Genomic DNA, 26615 nt, shown 5'->3' on the forward strand with positions numbered 1-26615 from the left:
CCATCCAGCAAGGGTGCCTGGCTAATTGAACGCTATGAGCAGATCCTTGGCATCGATCTGGTCGCCTGCCTTGACCAGCACCTCGGCAACCGTGCCGTCGCGCTCGGCATGCAGCGCCGTCTCCATCTTCATCGCCTCGATGGAAAGCAGCACGTCGCCGGCCTTCACCGCCTGGCCAGCTGCCACCGAGAGCGCCGAGACCACGCCCGGCATCGGTGCCCCGACATGCGCCTCGTTGCCGGGCTCGGCCTTGCGGCGTGCCTTGGCGGCGGATGCGCCATGCGCCCGGTCGGGCACCTTCACGCGGCGCGGCTGGCCGTTGAGCTCGAAGAACACGGTGACCATGCCTTTGTCGTCGACATCGCCGATGGCGAGGCAGCGCACGACCAGCGTCTTGCCCTTCTCGATATCGACGAAAATCTCGTCTTCGGACTTCATGCCGTAGAAATAAGTGGGCGTCGGCAGGACGCTGACCGGGCCATAGGTCTCCTGCGCCGCGACGAAGTCGGAAAACACCTTCGGATACATTAGCCACGAGGCGAACTCGTATTCCGACAGCTTGCGCTCGAGCTTGTCCTCGATCTCCTTGCGGCTCTTTTCGAGGTCGGCCGGCTTGAGCAAGGATCCAGGCCGCGCCGTGATCGGCTTGTCGCCCTTCAGCGCCTTCTTCTGCAGCTCCTGTGGCCAGCCGCCCGGGGACTGGCCTAGATCGCCGCGCAGCATCGACACGACCGAGTCCGGGAAGGCGATGTCGCGCGCCGGGTTCTCGACATCGGCAACGGTCAGGTCCTGGCTCACCATCATCAGCGCCATGTCGCCGACGACCTTGGACGACGGCGTCACCTTGACGATATCACCGAACATCAGATTGACGTCGTGGTAGGTCTGCGCCACCTCGTGCCAGCGTGTCTCCAGCCCGAGCGAACGTGCCTGTTCCTTCAGATTGGTGAACTGCCCGCCCGGCATTTCGTGCAGATAGACCTCCGAGGCCGGCCCTTTCAGGTCGCTCTCGAAGGCGGCGTACTGGTTGCGCACCGCTTCCCAGTAGAACGAGATCTTGCGGATCCATTGCGGATCAAGGCCCGGATCGCGCTCGGTGCCCTTCAGCGCTTCGACGATCGAGCCCAGACATGGCTGCGAGGTGTTGCCGGAGAAGGCGTCCATCGCCGCGTCGATGGCGTCGACGCCGCTTTCCACCGCCGCCAGCACCGTCGCGGCCGACAGGCCCGACGTGTCGTGGGTGTGGAAATGGATCGGCAGGTCGGTCGCTTCGCGCAGCGCCTTGAAAAGCACACGGGCCGCCGCCGGCTTCAGCAGGCCGGCCATGTCCTTGACCGCGATGATGTGGGCGCCGGCGGCCTGCAATTCGCCGGCCAGCCCGACATAATATTTGAGATCGTATTTGGCCCGCGCCGGATCGAGGATGTCGCCGGTATAGCACATCGCCGCTTCGATCAGCTTGCCCTCGGCCCCCACCGCGTCCATGGCGACGCGCATGTTCTCGACCCAGTTCAGGCAGTCGAAGACGCGGAACAGGTCGATGCCGCCCGCCGCCGCCTGCTTGACGAAATGCTGCACGACATTGTCGGGATAATTGGTGTAGCCGACGCCGTTGGCGCCGCGCAGCAGCATCTGCAGCAACAGGTTGGGCGCGGCTTCCCGCACCAGCGACAGCCGCTCCCACGGATCCTCGGTGAGGAAGCGCATGGCGACGTCGAAAGTGGCGCCGCCCCAGCACTCCAGCGACAACAGTTGCGGCAGCGCCCGCGCGTAAGTGCCGGCGATGCCGGCAATGTCATGCGTGCGCACGCGCGTCGCCAGCAGCGACTGATGGCCGTCGCGCATCGTCGTGTCGGTGACCAGCACTTGCCTCTGCTCGCGCATCCAGGCGGCGAATTTCTCCGGCCCAAGCACGTCGAGCTTCTGCTTGCTGCCACCAGGCACATTGCCGTTGAGGTAGGGCACCACGGGCGCTGCCGCGTCCGCCTTCGGCATTGGCCGGCCGCGCGTCTCGGGATGGCCGTTGACGCTGACGTCGGCCAGATAATTGATGAGCTTGGTGGCGCGGTCCTGGCGCTTGACCTGCTGGAACAGCTCCGGCGTCGTATCGATGAACCTGGTCGTATAGGAATTGTCGGCGAAGCTCGGGTGATTGATGATCGCTTCGAGGAAGGTGAGATTGGTGGCGACGCCGCGGATGCGGAATTCGCGCAGGGCGCGGTTCATGCGGGCGATCGTCTCGGCCGGCGTCGGCGCCCAGGCGGTGACCTTCTCCAGCAGCGGATCGTAGAAGCGGGTGATGACCGCGCCGGAATAGGCCGTGCCGCCATCGAGGCGGATGCCGAAGCCGGTGGCGCCGCGATAGGCGGTGATGCGGCCATAGTCCGGAATGAAATTGTGTTCGGGGTCTTCCGTGGTGATGCGGCATTGCAAGGCATGACCGTTCAGCCGGATGTCCCGCTGCGCCGGCACGCCCGATTCCGGCGTGCCGATGGCGAAGCCGTCGAGGATGTGGATCTGCGCCTTCACGATGTCGATGCCGGTCACCATCTCGGTGACGGTGTGCTCGACCTGGATGCGCGGATTGACCTCGATGAAGTAGAACTTGCCGGTGTCGGCGTCCTGCAGGAATTCGACCGTGCCGGCGCCGATATAGCTGGTCTCGCGCGCGATCTTCAGCGCGTAGCCGCAAAGCTCCTGGCGCAGGTCCTCGCTGAGATAGGGCGCCGGCGCGCGTTCCACCACCTTCTGGTTGCGGCGCTGGATCGAGCAGTCGCGCTCGAACAGATGCACGGCGTTGCCATGCGTGTCGCCAAGCACCTGCACCTCGACATGCCGGGCGCGCTCGATCAGCTTTTCGAGATACACCTCGTCCTTGCCGAAGGCGGCTTTCGCCTCGCGCTTGCCTTCCATGACCTCGCGGGCGAGCTCGGCCTCGGAACGGATGGCGCGCATGCCGCGGCCACCGCCTCCCCACGAAGCCTTCAGCATGACCGGATAACCGACCGTCTTGGCGAGCTCCTTGACGGCTTCCATGTCGTCCGGCAATGGATCGGTGGCCGGCACCACGGGCACGCCGACCTCGATGGCGAGATTGCGCGCGGCGACCTTGTTGCCGAGGCGCCGCATCGTGTCCGGCTTCGGACCAATGAAGGTGATGCCTGCTTGCGCGCAAGCCTCGGCGAATTCGGGGCTTTCCGACAGCAGCCCGTAGCCGGGGTGGATGGCATCGGCGCCCGACAGCCTGGCGACGCGGATCACCTCCTCGATCGACAGATAGCTCTCGATCGGCCCCATGTCCTTGCCCAGATGCGGGCCACGCCCGACCTGGTAGCTCTCGTCGGCCTTGAAGCGGTGCAGCGAATATTTGTCTTCCTCGGCCCAGATCGCCACGGTTTTGAGGCCCAGCTCGTTGGCCGCGCGAAAGACGCGGATGGCGATTTCTGACCGGTTGGCGACGAGGATCTTCGTGATGGCCAAGGATTGGGCTCCAGCAACGGAAGGAACGGGAAATCGGGGCAATAATTAGCGTGAAAATGCTGCAGTGCAAACAAAATCGGCACAGATTTAAACCGATTTAGGTCAATTGTCCGGCCAACACTCGCACGCATCGGTTCGAACGGACGGAACAATGGCGACAATTTCGATCCTGGATGCGATCTCTCCTGGCTGACGAAGGCTCACCCTGACGTAGCCGGCTGCAGGCGCGCGTAAAAAATGCCCGGCGCGAGGCGCCGGGCATCGTTGGTTGCGGAACCGAATGAATTACGACTTCGGGAACCAGGAATACTTCCCGTCGTCCTTCTTCTTCCATTCGTACATGATGTAGCCCGGCAGCTTCGGGTCGCCCTTGGCGTCGTAGGCGAGATCGCCCAGCACGGTCGGGTACGGTCCGTTTTCATGCAGCGCCTTGGCAACGGCCTGCGGGTCGTTCGACTTGGCGTTGGTAGCCGCTTCGGCGATCGCCTGCACGGCTGCGTAGGCGTAAAGCGTGTAGGCTTCCGGCTCGAAACCCTGCGCGCGGAACTTCTCGACGAGTTCCTTGTTGGCCGGGATCAGGCGCGGGTCGGGGCCAAACGTGTTGAGCGTGCCGGCGACGGCGTCGCCCGCGATCGCGGCCAGTTCGTCCGTGACGATGCCGTCACCCGACATCAACGTGGCCTTGAGGCCCTGGTCCGCGGACTGGCGGATGATCAGGCCGGCTTCGGTGTGCAGGCCACCCCAATAGATCAGGGTGACGCCGGCTTCCTTCATCTTGGCGATGAGCGCCGAGAAGTCCTTGTCGCCGACATTGACGCCTTCATACATCACTTCCGTGACGCCGGCGGCATTCATCGCCTTCTTGGTTTCGTCGGCAAGGCCCTGGCCATAAGGGGTCTTGTCATGGATGACCGCTACCTTGGCATCCTTGAAATTCGCCGCGATGTAGGCGCCGGCGATGCCGCCCTGCTGGTCGTCGCGTCCGCAGGTACGGAACACGTTCCACAGGCCACGCTCGGTGAACTTCGGATTGGTCGCGGCCGGCGTGACTTCGACGATGTTGTTTTCAGCGTAGACTTCCGAGGCCGGGATCGACACGCCCGAGTTGAAGTGGCCGACCACGAACTTGACGCCGTCGCCGACGAACTTGTTGGCGACCGAGATGCCCTGCTTCGGATCGGAGACGTCGTCGCCGACTTCGAGCTTGATCTGCTCGCCATTGATGCCGCCCTTGGCATTGATGTCGGCAACGGCTGCTTCCGCGCCCTTCTGCAGCTGTGCGCCGAAGGCAGCGTTCGGGCCGGTGATCGGACCGGCAACGCCGAACATTACATCAGCCCACGCATTGCCGCCGAACGCGACGAGCGCGGTCAGGGCCACGGCGGACAAAAGTGACTTTTTCATTTAAACGCTCCCATTAACGGAGTGGGCGTGGATGAAGCTTTCATGCGATGCCCACCCTTATCGCAGAAAGCATAGTTTGCCGATTTTCAGGCACTTGTCACGCCGATTCATCCCTGACGCGGCGTTAATGATGAACGTCAACCTTTCGGTTTCCAGCTCAAGATTGAAGCTCTTTCGTAGAGCCAATTATACTGTGTGACCATCTGGTTCGTTCGTGTGTATTGATAGCCGACGAAGCCCAGTATCATCAGCACGATGGTGTCGACGATATAGTAATGCAGCGAGAACATCGTGCCGTTGAACAGCGCGTGGTGGATGAAGCGGATGCCGACGCCGAGCCCGAGCAGATAGGCAAACAGCTGGATGAAGCTGCGCCATGTCTGGGCACTGGCTTTGCCCGTCATCCATGCCGCCCAGCCGCCGAGCAGGCAGGTGACGAAGAAGAACTGCCAGACCGACGGTTCCTCGTAGAGAATGCCTTGCATGGGAAGTCTCCTGAACTCAGTGATGTCCGCCTTCGAGATAGGCGGCGCGCACTTCCGGATTGGCGAGCAGCTCCTTGCCGGTGCCGCTCATCGTCACATTGCCGTTGACCATGACATAGCCGCGCGTGGCGAGCTTGAGCGCGCCGAACGCGTTCTGCTCGACCAGGAACACGGTCAGCCCCTGCGTGCGATTCAACTCACGGATGGCATCGAATATCTGCTTGACGATCAGCGGTGCCAGACCCAGCGACGGCTCGTCGAGCAGAAGCAGCTTCGGCCGCGCCATCAGCGCGCGCCCGATCGACAGCATCTGCTGCTCGCCGCCCGACAGCGTGCCGCCGCGCTGGGCGATGCGCTCCTTCAGGCGCGGGAACAGGGTGAACACCTTCTCGACGTCCTCGTCATAGTGCTTGAGGTTGTCGAGGCTGGCCCCCATCTGCAGGTTTTCCATCACCGTCATGCGCGGAAAGATGCGCCGGCCCTCGGGCGATTGCGCGATGCGAAGGCGCGCGATCTCGTGCGTCGGCAACTGGGTGATGTCGGTGCCGGCGAAGGTGATGGTACCCGTTCGGGCGCGTGGCGCTCCGAATATGGTCATCATCAGCGTCGATTTGCCGGCGCCGTTGGCGCCGATCAGCGCGACGATCTCACCCTCGTTGACGGAGACATCGACGCCGTTGAGCGCACGGATGTTGCCGTAATAGGTCTGCACGCCCTTGATATCGAGCAGCGTTTTCCCGGCCATCACTTGCCCCCTCCGCGCTTGCCCGTCGCAGGCTTGGCCGCGGCTTTCTCCGCTGCCGCGCCCGCAGTCTTTCCGGACGTATGGCTGGTCGCCACCTTGCCGGCGTCGACGCGGCGCGAGAACTCCGTATCCTTGCCCCGGTCGAGCAGCTTGGCTTGCTTGACCCATTCCTCGCGGCTGATGCGTCCGTCGAAGGCGAGATAGGCTTCGACCGCCTCGACGTCGGCTTTCTTCCAGGCGCCGATCTGGTCGAAGTGGAAAATGCCGTGTTCGTTGAGCTTCTTCTCGTTGACCGTGCCGATGCCCTTGATGCGGGTCAGATTGTCGGCCTTGCCCCCACGCGGGGCAGGGAGACGGTTCGAAACGCCTTCGGCCTTCGCCGCAGGCGCCTTGGCAGCCATTTTCCTTGGTGCCGCCTTCTTCGCGGCGGGCTTGGCCGGGGCCGGCGTTGTCGCAACAGGCCTGCTTGCCACGCTGACCGCACGGGCATCGACCTGCGCTGCCTTGGAGGCGCCTTTCGACACGGTTACGCGTTCACCTTGCCTATGGCCGACCGTGTCGCTCACGGGACCGGCCAGATACGACGACGATGTTCCCGGGCCATGCGCGGAGTCAGGACCGATGTCGAGCTGTTCGATGACGTCCTCGTCGCCGACTTCGGTGAGCACGGTCTCGACCTCCTCGTCGTCGACGCCGAGATAGGCGGCGATGACGCGCGGATCGGTGCGCACCGACTGCGGATTGCCGTCGGAGATCTTACGGCCATATTCCAGCACCACGACATGGTCGGAGATCTGCATGACCACCGACATGTCGTGCTCGATCAGGAGGATCGAGGTGCCTGTCGTGTGCTTGATCCCCATCAACAGTTCGTTGAGAGCCGCCGATTCCTTCGGGTTGAGACCGGCCGCCGGTTCGTCGAGGCACAGAAGCTCCGGGCCGGTGCACATGGCGCGCGCGATCTCGAGCCGCCGCTGCGCGCCGTAAGGCAGGTCGCCGGCCGGATCGTCGGCGCGATCGACGAGATCGGCCTTCTCCAGCCAGTGCTTGGCAAGCTCCACCGATTCGGCCGAGGCCTTTCGATAGCCGCTGAAGCCAAACAGCCCTAGGATCGTGTAGCCCGAAGCTTTCATCAGCTTGTTGTGCTGGGCGACCAGCAGGTTCTCCAGCAGCGTCATGCCCGAGAACAGGCGGATGTTCTGGAAGGTGCGCGCCACCTTGGCGCGCGCCGGGATCTCATGGTTGGGCAGTCGTTCCAGCAGGTAGCTGGAGCCATCGGCGCGGTTGAGCGTGATCATGCCTTCCGAAGGCTTGTAGAAGCCGGTGATGCAGTTGAACACGGTGGTCTTGCCGGCACCGTTGGGCCCGATCAGCGCCGTGATCTCGCCGCGCCGGGCTTCGAACGACAGGTCGCCGATGGCGACCAGGCCGCCGAACTTCATCGACAGGTGCTCGACCTGCAGAATGGCGTCTTTCATGCCCGGATTGGTCCTCTGAATTGCGCTTGCGTTCATCAGCCGTGTCCTTCCTTGGTGAAGGAACTCGAGACAGCCCTTCGCTCCTTGAGGAAGGCGGTCGGCTCACGACTGCCCACGAAGCCGCGCGGCTTCCACAGCATGACGATGACCATGGCCATGCCGAACAGCAGCATGCGGTAGAGTTCCGGCGTGAAATCGGGCCCAAAGACCTGCTTGAGGAAGTCGAGTTCGCGCAGCGCCTCGGTGCCGCCGATCATGACCAGCGCCGCGACGGCGATGCCGACCAGCGAGCCCATGCCGCCAAGCACGACGATGGCCAGGATGATGGCCGATTCCAGGAAGACGAAGGATTCCGGGCTGACGAAGCCTTGCCGCGCGGCGAAGAATGCGCCGGCGAAACCGCCGAACATGGCGCCGGTGGCAAAGGCGGTCAGCTTGGTCGTCGTCGTGTTGATGCCGAGCGAACGGCAGGCGATCTCGTCCTCGCGCAAGGCTTCCCAGGCGCGGCCGACAGGCATGCGCCTCAGCCTGATGGTGACGAAGGCGGTGAGCATGCAAAGCGCCAGGATCAGGTAGTAGAGGAAGATCTTGTAGTAGGCACTCGAGGTCGCGAGGTGCAGGACCTTGGCGATATAGTTGGGGTCCGAGACATTGAAGGTCATCAGGCCGAAGAAGGTGACTTTCGGGATGCCGGAGATACCGGCCGATCCGTTGGTCACGTCGCGCCAGTTGATCAGCACCAGGCGGATGATCTCGCCGAAGGCAAGGGTGACGATCGCCAGATAGTCGCCGCGCAGGCGTAGCACCGGAAAGCCGAGCAGCACGCCCCAGAAGGCGGCCATGGCACCGGCCGCCGGAAGCAGTATCCAGAACGACAGGCCATAGGTCGTGCCAAGCAGCGCATAGGCGTAGGCGCCGACCGCATAGAAGGCGACGTAGCCGAGATCGAGCAGTCCGGCGAGGCCGACGACGATGTTGAGGCCCCAGGCCAGCATCACATAGATCAGGATCTGGATGCCGAAATTGTCGACCCATTTCAGCGAGCCCTGCAGCCCGGTGGCGATAGACCACGACATCAACGACAGCACGACGACGACAAGGATCGGATAGAGCACCAACGCGGCAATGCCGAGTTTGGTGAAGTTGGCGTGGATGAACCCACGGAAGTAATAGATCACGCAGGCCAGCACGTAGATGACCGCCAGCGCGCGCAGGAACTGCAGATAGCCTGCCGGTTCCGCTCCGACCCATCCGGCGAGCGAGCTGTTGAACACGAACAACAGCACCGCAGCGACGATTGCCGCTATGAACCAGGGCAGTTGGAAGAAGCGCGATGCGACGCTGGCTGGCAACAGGCCGGTGGCGACATTGGTGATTTTCTGGTTGGCCATGAAAGGCTGGCCATAGGCGACGTAGAGGAAACGGCCGACGGCCGTGGCAATGACCACGGCGGCCAGCAGGCCCCAGCGCTGCACCAAGACCAGTTCGTTGGAGATGTTCTGGTCGGTCTTGAGGCCGATGAACAGCACGAACAGGCCAAGCGCGATGGCGCCGGCATAGAAGCCCTCGCGCAGCGCGCGCTGCATGGGACTGGCGACGGTGTCGCGCTCAGGAGATACGGTCACGGCCATGGTCTCAGACCTTTTCGACTTCTGGCCGGCCCAATATGCCGGAAGGCAGGAAGATCAGCACGATCGCCAGGATCGAAAACGCCGCGACGTCCTTGTAGTCGATGGAGAAGTAAGCCGACCACATGCTTTCGATGAAGCCGATCAGCAAGCCGCCCAGCACGGCACCAGGCAATGAGCCGATACCGCCAAGCACCGCCGCCGTGAATGCCTTCACACCCGGCGTAAAGCCGTCGGAGAAGGCGATGACGCCGTAGTACATCAGGAACAACGTGCCGGCGACGGCCGCGAGTGCTGCACCCATGATGAAGGTGATCGAGATGGTGCGGTCGACGTCGATGCCCAGCAGTGCCGCCATCTTGCGGTCCTGCTCGCAGGCGCGTTGCGCCCGGCCAAGCGAGGTCTTGTTGACCAGGTACCAGAACAGCGCCAGCAGCAAGGCCGTGACGATGACGATGATGATCTGCTTCAGCGACACGCTGACGCCGTTGATGTTGTAGACTTGGCTGACCATCGGCGGGATCGGCTTGTTGCGCGGCCCTTGCGTCACCTGGACGAAGTTCGACAGCGCGATCGACATCCCGATGGCGGTGATCAGCGGCGCCAGCCGGAACGAACCGCGCAGCGGCCGGTAGGCCACCTTCTCGATCGTCCAGTTGTAGAGGCTGGTGAGCAGCATCGCCACGACCATCATGATCAGCAGCGCGATGACCACGGGCACCGAATAAAACAGCGAAGTCAGGATCAGGAAAACGATCAGCGCCGCGAAGGCGCCCACCATGAAGATATCGCCATGGGCGAAATTGATCATGCCGATGATGCCGTAGACCATCGTGTAGCCGATCGCGATCAGCCCATAGATCGATCCCAGCGTCAGCCCATTGATAAGCTGCTGGACAAAGTACTGCATGTGTACATGGCTCCCCTGGAATGTCGCCCATGCAGACGCATTCCTTTTCGTATTTCCCCTAGTCGTAAAGTTTCGAGCCCGGATTGCAACGTGATTTTTCTGATCGCTCCGCGTGCTTCCACATCACGCCTTTCCGATCGCCCCTTTTTTGCACCCGACCCCTGGACTATCGCGGACCCTATCATTGGCATAACGCAATGTCTTTGACGATTGAGGCGCATCATGCGCCGCGTTTCGAAGAAATCACCGTCAAAATTAGGTGATGAGAGGAATCCTTGCGTTCCTGACACGGTTCGCTTTTTCGTCACACTCATTTCCGTTGGGTCAGGATTCTCCTTACCTGACCACAAAACCGTGCGCGAACGGATCGCGGTCGTCGATGAAGATGGTGTTCAGTCCAGTCATCCTCGCCCAGCCGCCGATCGATGGGATGATCGCCGATTTACCAGCCACGGTGACCTCCTTTTCGACCTTGCCCTTGAACAGCGAACCGATGATCGATTCATGGACGAAGGCGTCGCCGGCCTTGAGCTTGCCCTTGGCATGGAGCTGCGCCATGCGCGCCGAGGTGCCCGTGCCGCAGGGGGAGCGGTCGATCGCCTTGTCGCCGTAGAAGACGGCATTGCGCGCGTCCGCGCCCTCGACCGTCGGCTTCCCGGTCCACAGCATGTGCGACAGTCCGGCGATGCCGGGATTTTCCGGATGGACGAAGGTGTACTTCTCATTGAGCCGCTGCCGCACCACCGGGCTCCAGGCGATGAAGTCCCCGGCGGAATGATCGGCCATGTCACGGTAGTTCGCCTGCGGCTCGACGATGGCGTAGAAATTGCCGCCATAGGCGACGTCGACTGAGATCTCGCCGAGCCCCGGACATTCGACCGTCAGCCCTTCGGCATGGAGGAAGGACGGCACGTTGGTGATGCGCACCTCCTCGACATACTCGCCGACCTGTTTGTATTCGGCGATGACAAGGCCGGCCGGCGTGTCGAGCCTGAGCACGCCGGGCGTCTTTGGCTTGATCAAGCCGTGCTCGATGGCCATCGTCACCGTGCCGATGGTGCCGTGGCCGCACATGGGCAGGCAGCCGGAGGTCTCGATGAACAGGATGGCGATGTCGCAATCCTCGCGCGTCGGTGGGTAGAGGATCGAGCCGGACATCACGTCGTGCCCGCGCGGCTCGAACATCAGGCCGGTGCGGATCCAGTCATATTCGGCGAGGAAATGCGCGCGCCGCTCCATCATCGTCGAGCCCTGCAGCAGCGGGCCGCCGCCGGCGACCAGCCGCACCGGGTTGCCGCAGGTGTGGCCGTCGATGCAGAAGAAGGATTTCTTGGCCATGTCGCTCCTCGAAAATCAAAACTCGAAAAAATCAAAATCGTTGTGGGCTGAAGGGGGCCGGATCAACGGACGAAGTCTGCCCCAGAACGAATTCCAGGATCAACCGTCCGGTTGCCGCGGCCTGGGTCAGGCCGAGATGGCCGTGGCCGAAGGCATAGATAACCTGACGGCTTCGCGTCGCCCTGCCAATGACGGGTACCGAATCCGGCAGCGAGGGCCGGAACCCCATCCATTCGCGCCCGCCGGAGGGATCGAGCCCCGGCAGGAATTTCCGCGCCTTTTGCAGGAGCGCTTTCGACCTATCGAAATTGGGCGGCCGATCGATGCCGCCGAGCTCCACGGCACCGCCGACACGTAGGCCGGTTTCGAGCGGGGTGATGACGAAGCCATGGCCGGAGAAGATCAGCTGCCGCTTCACGTCGAAGGCGCTCTTCGGCAAGGTCGTGTTGTAGCCGCGTTCGGTCTCCAGCGGAATGCGATCGCCGAGTTGTCGCGCCAGCAGGTGCGACCACGCGCCCGCGGCTATGACGAGTTGCCTGGCTTGCCTCGTCGAGCCGTCGGCCAGCGTCAACACGGCGCCTTCCTGGTTTGCGGCGACCCGCTCGACGCGGGCTATCTCGAAGCGGGCACCCCTGGACTGCGCGTAAGCCCACACCGCCTTGCCGAGCAGTTTTGGGTCGGCGACCGTCTTCCATCCCGGCACGAAGGTGCCCTTGACGAAACGCGGCGACAGCCCCGGCTGCAAGCCCGCCAGTGCCTCGCCCTCGACATGCCGGAAGCCGATGCCGAAACGCTCGCGCGCCGCCCAGCCCGACAGCGAGGCGCGGAATTCCGCCTCGCTTTCGTAGAGTTCGAGCGAACCGTCCTCGCGCAGCATCGGCCGCGTTCCGGAACGATCCAGCAGATCCATCCATTCGGCCTCGGCAAGCTTCATCATGCCGGCCTGAGCCGTCAGGCTCGCCTCGTATTTCCCTGGCGCGCCGGCGCGCCAGAACCGGATCAACCAGGGCAGAAGCTTCGGCAGGTAGGCAGGCGGAATGCTGAGCGGGCCGAGTGGATCGGCGAGCCATTTCGGCAGCTGCCGGATCATGCCCTTGTGGGCCAGCGGCAGCACGTCGGAGAAGGCAAAGGCGGCGGCGTTGCCGGAGCTCGTCTCCTCGCAGATGCCGGTGCGGTCGAAAACCGTGACATCCAGCCCCGCCTCGGCCAGGAAGGCCGCCGCGCAGATGCCGATGATGCCGCCGCCGATGATGGCGATGTCTGCCCGAAGGGCGGATGAGGGGCTGTGCCCCTCGTTTGCCAATTTGGAATCATCCTGCACGTGGGCGCTGCCCCTCATCTGACTGCCCGTCCTTCGCGGCAGCTGCGCTGCGGCTACGGAGGGTGAACCGCCGTCTTCTCCCCGTGAACGGGGAGAAGAAACTTCTCCTCAGAACCGCGGCAGCGTCGGCCGCACCGCGAGCGCGTCCTTGACGATCTTCTCGACCGCCTTGCGGCGCTCGCCCGACAGCGGCTGGCGCGGCATGCGCACGCGGTCATTGGTGTTGATGGCGAACACTTCGGCGAGCTTGATGTTCTGCACCAGATAGGTCGAGACGTCGAGATCGAGCAGCGGCCGGAACCAACGGTAGATGGCGAGCGCTTCCTCGCGGCGGCCCTGCTTCATCAACTGGTAGATGGCGACGGTCTCGCGCGGGAAAGCGGTGACCAGGCCGGCCACCCAGCCGATGGCGCCGACCGACAGCGCCTCGAAGGCGAGGTTGTCGACACCGGTGAACAGGTCGTAGCGGCTGCCCAGGCGATTGATGATCTCGGTCGAACGCCTGATATCGTCGGAGGACTCCTTGATGGCGACGAAGCGCTTGTCCGACGCCAGTTCCTCCATCTGGTCGACGCTGACGTCGACGCGATAGGCGAGCCTGTTGGAGTAGATCATCACCGGCAGGTCACCGGCTTCGGCGACGGCGCGGAGAGCCGCGACGGTCTCTTCAGCATTGGTATGGTAGATCGGGCTCGGCACCACCATCAGGCCGTTGGCGCCTTCCTTGGCGGCACGCCTGGCGATGCTGGCCGCCTCGCGGGTGCCAGCCTCGTTGACCGTCAGCAGCACCGGCTTCTTGCCGGCGACCTTCTGCGCGGTCTTCAGCACCTCGATCTTCTCGTCCGCCGACAACATCGGCCCTTCGCCGAGCGAGCCGCAGACGATGATGCCGTCACAGCCGGCATCCATCTGCAGGCCGAAGCAGCGCTCCATCTCGGCATGGTCAAGCCGGTCGTCGGCGGTGAATTTGGTCGTGACGGCGGGGAAAACTCCGGTCCACATGGCTATCTCTCCATCTGATATATCAGCCGTATATCTGTTAGGAAAGCCGCTGTCAATGCGGATTCCGTTATGATATATTCTAGATATATCAGGAGACCGCCTTTGATATCCATCGAAGCAAGCACCATGCCCGAGCCCGCGGCGGCCAGGGCCTACCGTGTCCTAGAACACATGATCGTCACGCTCGAACTGGCGCCGGCGAGCTTTGTCACCGAGGGCTCCCTGATCGATCGGCTGGCGCTTGGCCGCACGCCGGTGCGCGAGGCGATCCAGCGGCTGGCCTGGGAGGGACTGCTCGATGTCAGGCCACGTGCCGGCATCGCCATCGCACCGCTGCATCCCGGCGACTGGCTGCGCGTGCTCGACGCAAGGCGCGGCGTCGAGGTGGTGCTCGCACGATCGGCCGCCCGCTTCGTCACCCGCGAGGCCGCCGACCTGTTTCACGAGGCCGCACTTGCCATGCAGAAGGCGGTCATCTCGGGCAACGTGCTTGCCTTTATCCAGGCCGACAAGGCGCTCGACGACGCGCTGGCGCTGGCCGCCGACAACCCGTTCGCCGCGAGGCTGGCCGCCCCGTTGCAGACCCACAGCCGCCGCTTCTGGTTCCGCTACAAGGCCGACACCGGCCTGGCCGAATCCGCCGAGCACCATGTCGCGTTGATCCGGTCGATCCTGGACGGCGACGAGGAAGGCGCCGCCAAGGACGCCAAGAAGCTGATGGCGCTGCTGCGCGGCCATGCCGAGGTGGCTGCGACCCGATAGCTGCGAGAGCGAGAAGGCTAATAGCTCAGGCGCCCGGCAAGGCCGCCTTGATCGTTGGGCTGTCCCAGCCCTCGCCGACCGACAGGATGCAACTCTGGCCCTTCGTGTCGGAAGCCAGAACCGTCCAGTGCCGTGATCGGAAACGAACACTTCGAGGACCACATTGGGATTGATCAGGCCGCGCCCGGCTTCGCTTTCGTGGAAGTTCTCCCGAGCGCTTTCACGATATCGGCGCGTGCCGCGCCGGTTCCATCACATTAGCGTTTGCAAAAACAAAAGGCCTAAGTCGGGGACTTAGGCCTTGAGCAAAATCGCGTCTTCTCGTTCGGCTTTAGTTCATCGTCGGGATGACGAACTAGGCACCGTCCTTGATGCCAGCCCGCGCGCCCGCGGCCGAAGGCGAGGACGCGCAGACCAAGAAAACGTCCGGCTTAGTTCATCGTTGGGATGACGAACTCGGCACCGTCCTTAATGCCGGACGGCCAGCGCGACGTCACCGTCTTGGTCTTGGTGTAGAAGCGGAAGGCGTCCGGGCCATGCTGGTTGAGGTCGCCGAAGGAAGATGCTTTCCAGCCGCCGAACGTGTAGTAGGCAATCGGCACCGGGATCGGCACGTTGACGCCGACCATGCCGACCTGGACCCTGGAAGCAAAGTCACGCGCGGCATCGCCGTCGCGGGTGAAGATGGCGACGCCATTGCCCATTTCGTGGTCGTTGGCGAGCTTGATCGCATCCTCGTAACGCGGCGCCCGCACCACCGAGAGCACCGGTCCGAAGATTTCTTCCTTGTATATGCGCATGTCCGCGGTCACGTTGTCGAACAGGCAGCCGCCCATATAGTAGCCGTCCTCATAGCCCTGCATCTTGAAGCCGCGGCCGTCGACGACGAGCTTGGCGCCTTCCTTGACGCCGGTGTCGACGTAACCCTTGACGCGCTCCAGCGCCTGCGCCGTCACCAGCGGGCCGAAATCGGCGGCCGAATCCGTCGAGGGACCGACCTTCAGGCTCTCGACGCGCGGGATCAGCTTTTCCATCAGCCGGTCGGCGGTATCGTTGCCGACCGGGACGGCGACCGAGATCGCCATGCAGCGCTCGCCAGCCGAACCGTAGCCGGCGCCGATCAGTGCGTCGACGGTCTGGTCCATGTCGGCGTCGGGCATGATGATCATGTGGTTCTTGGCGCCGCCGAAGCACTGCACGCGCTTGCCCGCCGCAGTACCGCGCGAATAGATGTAATGGGCGATCGGCGTCGAGCCGACAAAGCCGACGGCCTTGATATCGGGATCGTCGAGGATGGCGTCGACCACTTCCTTGTCGCCGTTGACGACATTGAGGATGCCGGCGGGCAGCCCGGCTTCGAGGAACAGTTCGGCGATGCGCATCGGCACGCCCGGATCACGCTCGGACGGCTTGAGGATGAAGGCGTTGCCGCAGGCGATGGCCGGTGCGATCTTCCACAGCGGGATCATGGCCGGAAAATTGAACGGCGTGATGCCGGCGACGACGCCGAGCGGCTGGCGCATCGAATAGACGTCGATGCCGGGGCCGGCGCCGTCGGTGAACTCGCCCTTCATCATGTGCGGCGCGCCGATGCAGACCTCGACCACTTCGAGGCCGCGCTGGATGTCGCCCTTGGCGTCGGCGATGGTCTTGCCATGTTCGCGCGCCAGGATGTCGGCCAGTTCGTCATAGTCGCGGGCGACCAGTTCGAGAAACTTCATCAGCACGCGCACGCGGCGCTGCGGGTTGGTGGCCGCCCATTTCGGCTGCGCCGCCTTGGCGTTCTCGACCGCCGCGCGCAGTTCCGCCTGCGAGGCCAGCGCCACCGTGCCGCGCACCGTGCCGTCCATCGGCTGCATCACGTCCTGCTTGCGGCCGCTGGTGCCGGCGACATGCTTGCCGCCGATGTAATGACCGTACTCGATCATGATTTCTCTCCCTGGGTTTGATGATGATGCATTGTCCGCCTTTGCGCGGGCGATGGCAACGCGAGGGAGATCGCAACCGTTGTGCGAAAAATAGACAGCGGCAGTTGATTGTGCATTAATTGCCGCAAATGACGCTTATCGTCGGGAGGGTAGATGAACTGGGATGACGTCCGCATCTTTCTCGCCGTGGCGCGTGCCGGCCAGATCCTGGGTGCGGCCAAACGCCTGGAGCTCAACCACGCCACCGTCTCGCGCCGCATCGCGGCCCTTGAAGAGGCGCTCAGGACAAAACTCTTCCGCCGGCTGACCACCGGCAGCGAACTGACGCCGGCCGGCGAGCGCTTCCTGGACATCGCCGAGCGCATGGAAGGCGACATGATCGCCGCGCGCTCGACCATATCGGGCGAGGGCGACGATGTTTCAGGAACCGTGCGCATCGGCGCGCCCGACGGCTTCGGCGTCGCCTTCCTGGCCAAGCGCCTGGGCGAGCTCACCGCCCTTCACCGCGAACTCACCATCCAGCTCGTGCCGGTGCCGCGCTCCTTCTCGCTGTCGCGGCGCGAGGCCGATATCGCGATCACCGTCGAGCGGCCGACCGAAGGGCGGCTGGTCGCGAGCAAGCTGGTCGACTATACCCTCGGGCTGTTCGCCGCGCGCGCCTATGCCGAAGCCAATGGCTTGCCCAAAACCGCCGCCGATCTTGGCCAGCACACTCTCATCGGTTATGTGCCGGACCTCATCGTCAGCCCCTCGCTCGATTATGCCGCCGAGTTCAGCGCCGACTGGCATACCAGCTTTGCCATATCCTCGGCGCTCGGCCAGGCCGAGGCCGTGCGTTCGGGCGCCGGCATCGGCATCCTGCACACCTTCGTCGCCCGCTCGATGCCGGAACTGGTGCCGGTCGACATCGTCGCGCCTATCCGCCGCGCCTACTGGCTGGTCTATCACGAATCGGTGAGGCCGCTGCGCCGCGTCCAGATCGTCGCCAGCTTCATCACCAAGGCGGTGGAGCGGGAACGGGGCCTGTTCCTGTGAACCCAAAAATCTGGAAGCACTGCGCGCAGGTCAGGGCGGGTCCAGGATGAACGAATTGACCACACGCTCTGCTTTGTCCGCGAGCGGCGTCCACATCTGCGCCACTTGCTCGGCACTTTGGCCCATCACGGAGCAGTTCACATAGCCGTAACTCGCGCCCCGAACCGAAAACGCGAATCTGGAATGGCCATGGATGGTCGTGTCCTGGCTGAGAACCGTGAACTTCGCGTCCGCAAGGCGCACAGGGTAGCCATCGGGGAACGTCGAGAGCCTGTCATTGCTGAAATCGGCCGTGTTGAATGAGGGCCCGAATGTCTTCTTCCAATTGTCCATCGACCAGCCTTCGATGTATTCGCGCGTACTGGATTGCGAGTTCGCTGCCGAACGATCGTAAATTGAGGCCGATACCATGCAGGTCAGATCGGCGGACACCACGCTCAGCTTTATCTCTTCATCGGAAGGCGATTGGATGGTCCAGTCCGAGGGAAAGGTCAGCGAGAACCCGTTCTTCTGATCATGAAAGGTCTTGTCTTCCGCATTGGCTGCAAAAGTACAGGACAGAGTTGCAAGAGTGGTAATCGCAAAGCTTAAACGTATCATCGGTGCTTTCGAATGCCTGGCCGGAATGTCCGTATGGGAGATGTCACCTTAGCATATCACGATCAGGCGACATCCGCCGCCTTTTCCTTGCCACAAAACCGGCCTGTGTGGCATCAGGCGTGCGGTCGTCAGCCATCGGCAGGGCCACCGGGTGGGAATCTTTCAGAAAGCTGGCGCGGATAGACATGCGAGCCCATCTTGCCATCCTGCCGCTGCTTCTCGTCTCCGCATGCGCCAATCCATGGACGAAAGTACCGGAAGCCGAATTGCCCAAGCCGATCCGCTACGCCATGGCCCGTCCCTCGCCTTTCGTCATCGGCAATTATTGCGGTCCCGGCACCCGCACCGGCGATCTGTCGGCCCGACCCGTCGATCGCCTCGACGCGGTCTGCCGAACCCATGACGCCTGCTACATCGCCCAACACGACCATTGCGCCTGTGACGGCGCCCTCGTCGCCTCGGCGCGGGCCATCCGCGACGACAAGACGGCATCCCGCAAGATGCGCGACGAGGCAGAATTACTGATCGCCACTTTTGCCATTCCGGTGTGCAAAGTCTTCCCACATGGTTTCATGCCGCCGCGCGACCCGGCGCAGCTGAGTGCCATGAAGGCCGGAGCCGCCGGGTGAACAGCCGCCCGTCGATCCTCCCCGCTTTGTTGGCGCTCGCGGTCCTCGCCGGCTGTGCCGGCGCGGGCCGCAATGGCTGCGCCCTAATGCCGGGACAGGAGGGCTGCGCGCGGCCCTCGCTGTCGGCCGGCACATCCGGCCCCCAGGTGGCGGCCGCGCAGTTTTTTGGGGATGCCGCTACCAGCGATTACGAGAAGCGGTTCCTGGCGCTGCTCGCCAACAACGAGCTCGGCGCCATGGACCGTGCCAACGGCACCGGTCCGTTCGGGCGCAACCGGCGCGATGTCCAGAACCGCGACTTCCAGGCAACATATTCGACGCTGCGGCAACTGGCCGGACCGGTTGCCAAGGCGCATCTGCCGCCGGCCAGTGAAGGCAGCGGCGACGGCCGGTTCGATGCCCGCTGGCGGGCGTCGCGGCAGACGCTCTACATCGACGCGGCGGCGCGGCCCTCGGCCCCCAAGACGTTCGATTTTTCCGGCCTGCAGGCACGCAGCACCGAGATCGTTGTGCGCCAGGCGGGCAAGCAGCCGGCCGACATCGAGGGCACCTGCGACGGCGCCTTGGCGATCCGTGCCGCCGGAGCCTCGCGCACCATTACCGCTGGCGCGGCATTCCGCTTTCGCCTGTCCGGCGAGGATGACACGGTCAGCCTGTTCCCAAGCGACAGCCTGAACCGGTGCACGGCAAAGGTCCGCTCCAGCCTTGCACCCACGGGCGCGCCGCTCACCATCCGCCGCGAAGAGACCGCCGATCCGGCGCTCGCCGCCCTGGACAGCCGCTACCAGCGCTGCCCGATTCCCAGCGGTGCCGGCCTCGACGCGCTCGAGCGCGCCTTCTATGCCAGCCGCTGGCTGTCGCAGACCTGCGCGCTACCGTTGGGGGACCCCAAACTGCTGCGCAAGTCGCGCGACGGCTTCAACGCCAAGGTCGAGGCGCTGATGGGCGCGCCGTTATCCGACGCAGCCATAGACAAGGGCGATCCGGAACTGCCGCTCGATTTCTCGCACGCGCCAAGGCTGAAGCTGATCTATCTGTCCTCGCTCGAATTCAAGGCCGACTTTACCGGGCGCATCATCGAGCGGCTGATCCGCCACCACGCCGCGCTCGGCACCAAGGTGCGCATCATGGTCACCGATGTGCTGGAGCGCGACAAGGATGACGCCATGCTGCACCGGCTGGCGGCGGAATTCCCCAATGTCGAGCTGCAGGAATATCGCTGGCGGGCCGATCATGGCGCGCCGATCGACGAGCAGATTTCACAATTGCACAAGGTCCTTCATATCAAGATGCTGGCGACGCTGGCGCGGGATCCCGCGCGTTCGCGCGTCATCATCGGCGGCCGCAACATCCATGACGGTTTTCTGTTCCACCAACCGATCGACCTGTCCCGCTATCCGGACCTCGAGCAATACGGCAAGACCGACGGCCTTTCGCTGAACTACTATTCGAACTGGAGCGACTTCGACATCGAGTTCGCCAACCAGGCGACGGTCGAGACGCTCGCCGCGCATCTGTCGACCATGTGGTTGCGCGATGCCGACACCAACCTGGCGCGCCCCTTCTCCATCCCGGTCCGCGCCGATGGCCGCCGCCCGTCAGGTACCGCCCGGCATTTCATTTCCGTGCCCTACGAGGACGGCCATGCGCTCGAAGCCTATTTCGTCGAGTTGGTCGACGCCGCCCAGCGCCATATCCAGATCGTCAACCCTTACCTCAATCTGACCCCGAGCCTCGCCCAGGCCTTTGACCGGGCCCTCGCCCGCGGCGTCAGGATCGACATTGTCGGCCGCATCGACCTCAAGGGCGATATCGGCGGCAAGTTCCTCACCGCGCTCAACAAGCTGTTCGTCGAGAAATATGGCGACCGCATCAACATTCGCGAATTCAAGGCGCCTGACGTGGTGCTGCATTCCAAGATCATGATGATCGACGAGAGGCTGGTCGCCATCTCGTCGGTCAACCTCAACAACCGCAGCTTCTTCCACGATTCGGAGAACGGCATGATGGTGCTCGACCCGGCCTTTTACGCCAGGATGAAGCCGGTCTATGACGACTACCTCGCCCATTCCAACCCGGTCGCCACCAATGTGACGATCCCATGGGCCTACCGGCTGCTGTTCGACGAGGCCTGGGTCAGGCAGGCGTTCTGATCATTGCCCAAAGTCGGCGAGACGCGCGGATGACTATTTGAGATACCGCTCCTGCGCCAGGGCACGCACGTCGATGTCGGGCACCCGGTTGGAGATGATGTCGGACAACACCTTGGCCGAGCCGCAGGCCATGGTCCAGCCGAGCGTGCCATGGCCGGTGTTGAGATAGAGGTTGGACAGCTCGGTGCGGCCGATCAGCGGTGGTCCGTCCGGCGTCATCGGCCTCAGCCCGCACCAGAACGTCGCCTCGCGCATGGCGCCTGCGCCCGGAAAGAGATCGCCGACCGAGTGTTCGAGCGTGCGCCGCCGCGATTCGTGCAGCCTGAGATCGAAGCCGGAAATCTCGGCCGTGCCGCCGACGCGGATGCGGTCGCCGAGCCGGGTTATGGCGACCTTGTACGTTTCGTCCATCACTGTCGACACGGGTGCGGCGGCGGCGTCCTTGATCGGCACGGTGATCGAATAACCCTTGACCGGATAGACCGGGATCGATCGCTTCATCCGGCGCATGAAACCCGCCGAATAGCTGCCCAGCGCCATGACATAGGCGTCCGCCGCCTTCCAGCCCGCGCTGGTGCTCAGATTGGCGACGCGATTGCGGCTGCGGATGACGCGCCAGATCGTCACGTCGTACTCGAACTTGACACCGCGCGCCACGCAGAGCTCGGTCAGCCGGTCGGTGAACATCTTGCAGTCGCCGGTCTCGTCATGCGGCAGCCTCAGGCCGCCGACGAATTTCTCACGTACCCCTGCCAGGCCCGGCTCGGCCGCGATGCAACCGTCCTGGTCGAGGACTTCATAAGGCACGCCATATTTCTTCAGCACCTCGACATCGCCACCGGTGCCGTCGAGCTGCTTTTGCGTACGGAAGAGCTGCAGCGTGCCCTGGGTCCGCTCGTCATAGGCAATGCCCGTCGCTTCGCGCAGCGCCTTCAACGTGTCGCGGCTGTATTCGGCCAACGGCACCATGCGCGATTTGTTGATGGCGTAGCGCTCGGCCGTGCAGTTGCGCAGCATCTTGACCAGCCATGTCCACATATGCGGATCGAAGGCCGGCCGCACCACCAGCGGGCCGTGCTTCATTAGCAGCCACTTGATCGCCTTGAGCGGAATGCCCGGGCCGGCCCAGGGCGAGGCATAGCCGGGGGAAATCTCGCCGGCATTGGCGAAGCTCGTTTCCAGCGCCGGACCTTTCTGGCGGTCGATCACCGTCACCTCATGGCCGGCCTCGGCGAGATAATAGGCCGTGGTCACCCCGATGACGCCACTGCCCAGCACCATGATCTTCATCGTTCACTCCTTACGCCGTGTCCCTCGGCAACGCCGTTGGACACGGCCGCATCCGCGATTTGCGCACGATCGCCGGCGAAAATCGATCCCGATCTTCGCCATCATGCGCCATGGCTCTTCACGCCGCCGACGGACCGGGATCGTCATCTCCCTCTGTCTGCCGCATTCGGGCCGTCTCGCCAAGAGGCCGCATGGAAGCGCCGGCGCTATGGACGAGGGTCAGCCCGTGCGGCCGCGGTTTGCCGGCCGAAGCCCTTTCCCGGGCCGCCCGCCGCGCGGCTTCCGGTTGATAGAGCACCGCCTCGATCCGGACCTGCTCGCGCCTGCCCTCGGGGAACTCGATCGAGACCGTCTGGCCTTGCGCCATGCCAAGCATGCACAGCCCGCGCCTGGTTGCCACCGACAGGCTGGAGCCGACCGGCCCGCGCATGTCGTTCTGCACCAGGGTGCGCGTCTCGGCCGCACCGGCATCGACGCGAAACACCACGCGGCTGTTCAGCGTCACGATATCGGGTCCGACGGACTCGGTCGGCACGGTACTGGCATTGGAAAGCTTCTCTTCGAGCATCGCGACCATCGGATCCGCGAATGCGCGTCGGCGCTCGAGCATCACTTCCAGGACGGCGAAATCCTTCATTGTCAGGCGGCAGCTCCTGTCTTTCATCACTGCCTCCATGATCGACGCTCGCCGCCGGCGGCCGTACCGACGGCTTCCACGGTCACCGACAATTTGCGTCCGCCACGACCGCTCCAGCACACCGCCTGTCCGGTGCTGGCGCCGATCAGCGCCGTTCCCATCGGCGTCAGCACCGAGATCCGGTTGTCGGCAATGTCGGCTTCGCCTGGATAGACCAGCACGATGCGCTTGATGTCGCCGCCTTCATCGCGGATCGTCACTGTCGAGCCCATTCGCACCACACTGGCGGGCATTGCCGCCGCTTTCACGATCACGGCCCGGTCCAGCTCCGAGAGCAGCTCCTCGGCCGTCTCGGGTGCGCGGTCCAGCACCGTCCTCGCCAGGCCGGTCAACCTGTCGTGGTCGGTGTCGCTGATCAGAATCTGGCTCGATGGACGCTGTCCTGTTGCATGTTGCATGGCAAAACCTCTTGGATCGGCGCATCGAACCGATGCGCGCTTGCCGCCGCGCTGACGGCGGCCTGATGAAAGCCGGCAGCCGACGGGAGCTGACGACTTGATGACGATGGTGGATGTATGGATGCCCCGGTACGGACGGACGCCGGAAGGCGGCCGCGCCGGGGCTACGATCCCGCGATCGGGCAGACCCTGAACAAGGTTCTGGTATAAGCGAGGTTGCTCATGCCCCAAACCTTGCCGACAGGCGCCCGCTTGTCAAGCGCGGCCAAACCGCTCAGCCGCCGAGATAGTGCCGGTGGAAGCGCGTTCCGAGGCTGGCCAGGATTTCGTAGCCGATCGTGCCGGCATGGCCGGCGGCGTCATCGACGCTTTGCGAGGGGCCGAGCAGTTCGACGAGATCCCCTTCGCCAAGCTTGCCGGGCGGGAGCGCCGATATGTCGAGAATGATCGAATCCATCGACACCCGCCCGAGGAAGGGCAGGCGCACTCCCTCGAACCAGGCGGCCGAGGCGGACCGGCGCAGCCAGCCATCCGCATAGCCGAACGAGATCGTCGCCAGGCTGAGCGGGCCATCCGCGTGATAGGTGTGGCCATAGCCGATGCCGGTGCCTTTTTCGACATCGCGCGTCTGCGCCACCTTCGCCTGCAGCCGCACGACAGGCAGCATCGGGTTGGGTTCGGCGGGCGTCGGATTGATGCCGTAGAGCGCGGCGCCGGGACGGGCGAGATCATAATGGTAAGACTGCCCGAGAAAGATGCCGGAGGAATTGGCGAGCGAGGCGGGCGCCTCGGGCAGCAGGGCGCGCAGCCGCTCGAAAGCCAACCGCTGCTGTTCGTTGGCCGGATGGCGCGGCTCGTCCGCGCAGGCCAGGTGGCTCATCACGTATCTGACGCCGATACCGTCGAACGCGGCGGCATCGCCGGCGACCGCCTCTATTTCGGCCGGCGCCATGCCAAGCCGGGACATGCCGCTGTCGACCTGGATGGCGGCCGGAAGTGTTCTGCCGACGCGGCGGGCCGCGGCGCGCCAGGCTTCGAGTTGCGCGCCGCTGTTGATCACCGCGCACAGGCCAGCCGCCACCGCCTCAGGCTCGGAACCGGGCGGCAGCCCGTTCAGCACGTAGATTTCGGGTCCGGCCCCGATCGCCTTGCGCAAGGCGATGCCTTCGGCCAGCAGCGCGACGAAGAAGATGCCGCAGCCTTCCTCCGCCAGCGCCGATGCCACCTGGCGTGCGCCGAGGCCGTAGCCGTCGGCCTTGACCACGCCGGCACAACGCGCGCCGCCCAGCAATGCCTTGAGCCGCCGGTAATTTTCGCGAATCGCACCGAGATCGATGGTGAGAATGGCCCCCGCGGCCTCCTGGCTTACGGCGGCGACGTCATCGGGCAGAGACTTTTTGGGGGCGTCGTTCATGGCGACCCTGCTTGCAGCGGATAAACATCAATAGAGCCGCCCGGCCGGCGCGGCAACCATCCGGCCAGCTATGGCACCAGATGCCGGAACGCCGCCACCACGTCCTCATAGACCTTGCGCTTGAACGGCACGATAAGCTCCGGAAGATCCTGCATCGGCCGCCATGACCATTTGTCGAATTCAGCGGTATGGCCGCCCGGCGGCGGATTGATCTGGATTTCGCTGGTGTCGCCGTCGAAGCGGAAGGCGAACCATTTCTGCGTCTGGCCGCGATACCGCCCCTTGAAGGCAATGCCGACGAGATGGTCCGGCAGATCGTAATTGATCCAGTCCGGCGCCTCGGCGAGCAGCGAGACGCTGCGCATGCCGGTCTCCTCGTAGAGCTCCCGCTCCGCCGCCTGCAGCGGCTCCTCGCCCTTGTCGATGCCGCCTTGCGGCATCTGCCAGAGCTGTGTCGTGCCCGAAAATTCGCTGTCGGGTTCGGCAATGCGGTGCCCGACCCAGACAAGGCCTTGCGCATTGAGGATCATCAACCCGACACAGGGGCGATAGGGCAGTGTTTCGCGGTCGACCTTGCCAGTCCTTGCCATCATTCAATCTTCCCAGCCGTTTTCCGATGGCTATCTTTTTTGCGGATCGATGGCCACAGCCGAAATCGGCACGATCTCGATGCCGCGTTTCTTGGCCTCGCCCACCCATGACGACACAGTGTCGACTGTCAGGTCGAAAGCCGAGCCGATACCGACGGCGCTGCCCTTGGCCCGCGCTGTCGCTTCGAGACTGTCCAGTTTCTTGAGAATGGCGCCACGATCCTGCACCGCATCGATCGCCGTGTCGCCGGCGACGAAAGGCACGCCATCCCTGAGCGCCATGTCGGGCGCCAGGCTGCGCGCCGACGAGCCGTCGTCGATATAGGCGAGGCCCCTTTTGCCGAGTTCGGCCATGAACGGTTCCATCGCCGCGGCGTCGGCGGAAAACCGCGCCCCCATATAGTTCATGACCCCGGTATAGTTCGTCGTCCGCGACAGCGCCCAGTGCAGGTTCTTCAGATTCTCGTCGGGGGTCGCCGCGACCGTCAGCGTGTTGCGGCCAGGATTGACGTTCGGGTAGTCGAACGGCTCGAGCGGCACCTGCATGACGACCTCGTGGCCGCTCTGCCGCGCGGCTTGCATCCAGCGGCCGATGCTGTTGCCCTGCGGCGCGAAGGCGAGCGTCACTTCCGCCGGCAGCTTGGCGATGGCAGCCTGGGTGCCCGTCTGCGAAACCGCGAGCCCGCCGATGACGATCGCCACGCGCGCGCCACGCGAGCCCGACCATGGCCGCGCATAGACGTCGAAAGGCCGCCTTCCGTCGGCGGAGCGCGTCGGCAAGGGTCCGGTTTCACTGGTTTCGATCAGCGCCTTGTCGGGAATATGCGCGATCTTGAGATTCTGGCCGACGGTCGATGGATCGCGAATGACGATTGCCGCCTTGGGCGGGCCATCGCCCTCTTCCGTCTGCACATGAATGATCTGCGGACCGCCGCTCTTCGTCGACAAATCCTTCGTCTCCGCCTTTGGCGTCGCCGCCGGAGCCAGGGCGGGAGGCGACGTCGCGGACTCGGCCGAAGCGGTCACTTTCGGCGTCGAAACGGCGACTTCCTGCGGTTTTCGAAACGGCTTTTCCCTGAGCGCGATCGCGGCGGAGACGCCGACCACCGCCAGCACGACCGCGCTCGCCGCGATCACGCCCACGCTGACCTTGCCGGCGGCGCGCGGCGCCCGGACGCTCTGTCCAAGCGGGCGTTCGATGTCCTTGCCGATATCAGCCAAGCCCTGTCCCCGGTGCGCACGGTTCCGAAGGCGACCGCCTTCGGCAAGACATGCACGAATTCATCAATCCTGGCGCGGCGCCGTATCTGGAGGCCTGGTCCTGGCCT

The 26615-nt window shown here is 64.1% G+C and carries 22 protein-coding genes; 4 read left to right on the forward strand and 18 right to left on the reverse strand.

What is annotated here, in order from left to right:
• Positions 1-21: 21 nt before the first annotated feature.
• From pyc to FJ948_RS05830, 10 genes are all read right to left on the reverse strand, one after another.
• Positions 22-3480 carry a pyruvate carboxylase gene (gene pyc, locus FJ948_RS05785; protein WP_140702459.1) on the reverse strand — a complete coding sequence of 1153 codons (3459 nt, stop codon included), beginning with the start codon at positions 3478-3480 and terminating at the stop codon, positions 22-24.
• 285 nt (positions 3481-3765) lie between these two features.
• A complete protein-coding gene (locus FJ948_RS05790) occupies positions 3766-4884 on the reverse strand; it encodes a branched-chain amino acid ABC transporter substrate-binding protein (RefSeq protein ID WP_140702461.1) in 1119 nt (372 codons plus the stop codon).
• Between the two features lie 137 nt (positions 4885-5021).
• Positions 5022-5369 carry a DUF6867 family protein gene (locus FJ948_RS05795; protein ID WP_140702463.1) on the reverse strand — a complete coding sequence of 116 codons (348 nt, stop codon included), beginning with the start codon at positions 5367-5369 and terminating at the stop codon, positions 5022-5024.
• 16 nt (positions 5370-5385) lie between these two features.
• Positions 5386-6114: an ABC transporter ATP-binding protein gene (locus FJ948_RS05800; RefSeq protein ID WP_140702465.1), complete on the reverse strand. Its 729-nt coding sequence runs from the start codon at positions 6112-6114 to the stop codon at positions 5386-5388.
• On the reverse strand, positions 6114-7628 hold the full coding sequence (locus FJ948_RS05805) for an ABC transporter ATP-binding protein (protein ID WP_140702466.1): 1515 nt from the start codon (positions 7626-7628) through the stop codon (positions 6114-6116). Before FJ948_RS05805 ends, FJ948_RS05800 begins: the two co-directional genes overlap by 1 nt.
• The gene (gene livM, locus FJ948_RS05810; protein WP_140702468.1) at positions 7628-9223 is read right to left on the reverse strand and encodes a high-affinity branched-chain amino acid ABC transporter permease LivM; all 1596 of its coding nucleotides are present in this window, start codon (positions 9221-9223) and stop codon (positions 7628-7630) included. Before livM ends, FJ948_RS05805 begins: the two co-directional genes overlap by 1 nt.
• 4 nt (positions 9224-9227) lie before the next feature.
• Positions 9228-10130: a branched-chain amino acid ABC transporter permease LivH gene (locus tag FJ948_RS05815; RefSeq protein WP_140702470.1), complete on the reverse strand. Its 903-nt coding sequence runs from the start codon at positions 10128-10130 to the stop codon at positions 9228-9230.
• Positions 10131-10466: 336 nt separating this feature from the next.
• A complete protein-coding gene (locus tag FJ948_RS05820; protein WP_140702472.1) occupies positions 10467-11468 on the reverse strand; it encodes a 4-hydroxyproline epimerase in 1002 nt (333 codons plus the stop codon).
• Positions 11469-11499: 31 nt separating this feature from the next.
• Positions 11500-12807, reverse strand: a complete 1308-nt coding sequence (locus FJ948_RS05825) for an FAD-binding oxidoreductase (protein WP_246677461.1) — start codon at positions 12805-12807, stop codon at positions 11500-11502.
• A gap of 90 nt (positions 12808-12897) precedes the next feature.
• Positions 12898-13791 carry a dihydrodipicolinate synthase family protein gene (locus FJ948_RS05830; RefSeq protein ID WP_140702476.1) on the reverse strand — a complete coding sequence of 298 codons (894 nt, stop codon included), beginning with the start codon at positions 13789-13791 and terminating at the stop codon, positions 12898-12900.
• Positions 13792-13917: 126 nt separating this feature from the next.
• On the opposite strand from FJ948_RS05830, the gene FJ948_RS05835 reads away from it, so the two are divergent.
• Positions 13918-14553: a GntR family transcriptional regulator gene (locus tag FJ948_RS05835; protein WP_181173620.1), complete on the forward strand. Its 636-nt coding sequence runs from the start codon at positions 13918-13920 to the stop codon at positions 14551-14553.
• Positions 14554-14984: 431 nt separating this feature from the next.
• Here the strand turns inward: FJ948_RS05835 and FJ948_RS05845 are convergent, their stop codons facing one another.
• Entirely contained in the window at positions 14985-16481 is a 1497-nt protein-coding gene (locus tag FJ948_RS05845; RefSeq protein WP_140702480.1) for a CoA-acylating methylmalonate-semialdehyde dehydrogenase, read from the reverse strand.
• 153 nt (positions 16482-16634) lie between these two features.
• Between FJ948_RS05845 and FJ948_RS05850 the strand changes: the two genes are divergently transcribed.
• Complete coding sequence (locus FJ948_RS05850) at positions 16635-17516, forward strand: LysR family transcriptional regulator (RefSeq protein WP_140702482.1); 882 nt, start codon at positions 16635-16637, stop codon at positions 17514-17516.
• Positions 17517-17546: 30 nt separating this feature from the next.
• Here the strand turns inward: FJ948_RS05850 and FJ948_RS05855 are convergent, their stop codons facing one another.
• Positions 17547-18116 carry a hypothetical protein gene (locus FJ948_RS05855; RefSeq protein WP_140702484.1) on the reverse strand — a complete coding sequence of 190 codons (570 nt, stop codon included), beginning with the start codon at positions 18114-18116 and terminating at the stop codon, positions 17547-17549.
• A 185-nt stretch (positions 18117-18301) separates the two neighbouring features.
• Between FJ948_RS05855 and FJ948_RS05860 the strand changes: the two genes are divergently transcribed.
• Positions 18302-18745, forward strand: coding sequence for a hypothetical protein (locus FJ948_RS05860; RefSeq protein WP_140702486.1), 444 nt, complete (start codon positions 18302-18304; stop codon positions 18743-18745).
• A gap of 86 nt (positions 18746-18831) precedes the next feature.
• Positions 18832-20898 carry a phosphatidylserine/phosphatidylglycerophosphate/cardiolipin synthase family protein gene (locus FJ948_RS05865; protein ID WP_140703869.1) on the forward strand — a complete coding sequence of 689 codons (2067 nt, stop codon included), beginning with the start codon at positions 18832-18834 and terminating at the stop codon, positions 20896-20898.
• A gap of 33 nt (positions 20899-20931) precedes the next feature.
• Here FJ948_RS05865 and FJ948_RS05870 read toward each other — a convergent pair whose 3' ends face one another.
• The 6 genes from FJ948_RS05870 to FJ948_RS05895 all read right to left on the reverse strand — a co-directional run bounded on the left by FJ948_RS05870 (position 20932) and on the right by FJ948_RS05895 (position 26508).
• Positions 20932-22188, reverse strand: coding sequence for a D-amino acid dehydrogenase (locus FJ948_RS05870; RefSeq protein WP_140702488.1), 1257 nt, complete (start codon positions 22186-22188; stop codon positions 20932-20934).
• Positions 22189-22306: 118 nt separating this feature from the next.
• Complete coding sequence (locus FJ948_RS05875) at positions 22307-22825, reverse strand: GreA/GreB family elongation factor (RefSeq protein WP_224537470.1); 519 nt, start codon at positions 22823-22825, stop codon at positions 22307-22309.
• 26 nt (positions 22826-22851) lie between these two features.
• Positions 22852-23283, reverse strand: a complete 432-nt coding sequence (rnk, locus tag FJ948_RS05880) for a nucleoside diphosphate kinase regulator (protein WP_140702492.1) — start codon at positions 23281-23283, stop codon at positions 22852-22854.
• 274 nt (positions 23284-23557) lie between these two features.
• Positions 23558-24697 (reverse strand): alanine racemase, encoded by a 1140-nt coding sequence (alr, locus tag FJ948_RS05885; RefSeq protein ID WP_140702493.1) that lies wholly within the window; start codon positions 24695-24697, stop codon positions 23558-23560.
• A 68-nt stretch (positions 24698-24765) separates the two neighbouring features.
• Positions 24766-25287: an RNA pyrophosphohydrolase gene (locus tag FJ948_RS05890; protein ID WP_140703870.1), complete on the reverse strand. Its 522-nt coding sequence runs from the start codon at positions 25285-25287 to the stop codon at positions 24766-24768.
• A gap of 30 nt (positions 25288-25317) precedes the next feature.
• Positions 25318-26508: a divergent polysaccharide deacetylase family protein gene (locus tag FJ948_RS05895; protein WP_140702495.1), complete on the reverse strand. Its 1191-nt coding sequence runs from the start codon at positions 26506-26508 to the stop codon at positions 25318-25320.
• Positions 26509-26615: the final 107 nt, after the last annotated feature.

It is taken from the genome of Mesorhizobium sp. B2-3-12 (genome assembly GCF_006442205.1).
Lineage (GTDB): Bacteria > Pseudomonadota > Alphaproteobacteria > Rhizobiales > Rhizobiaceae > Mesorhizobium.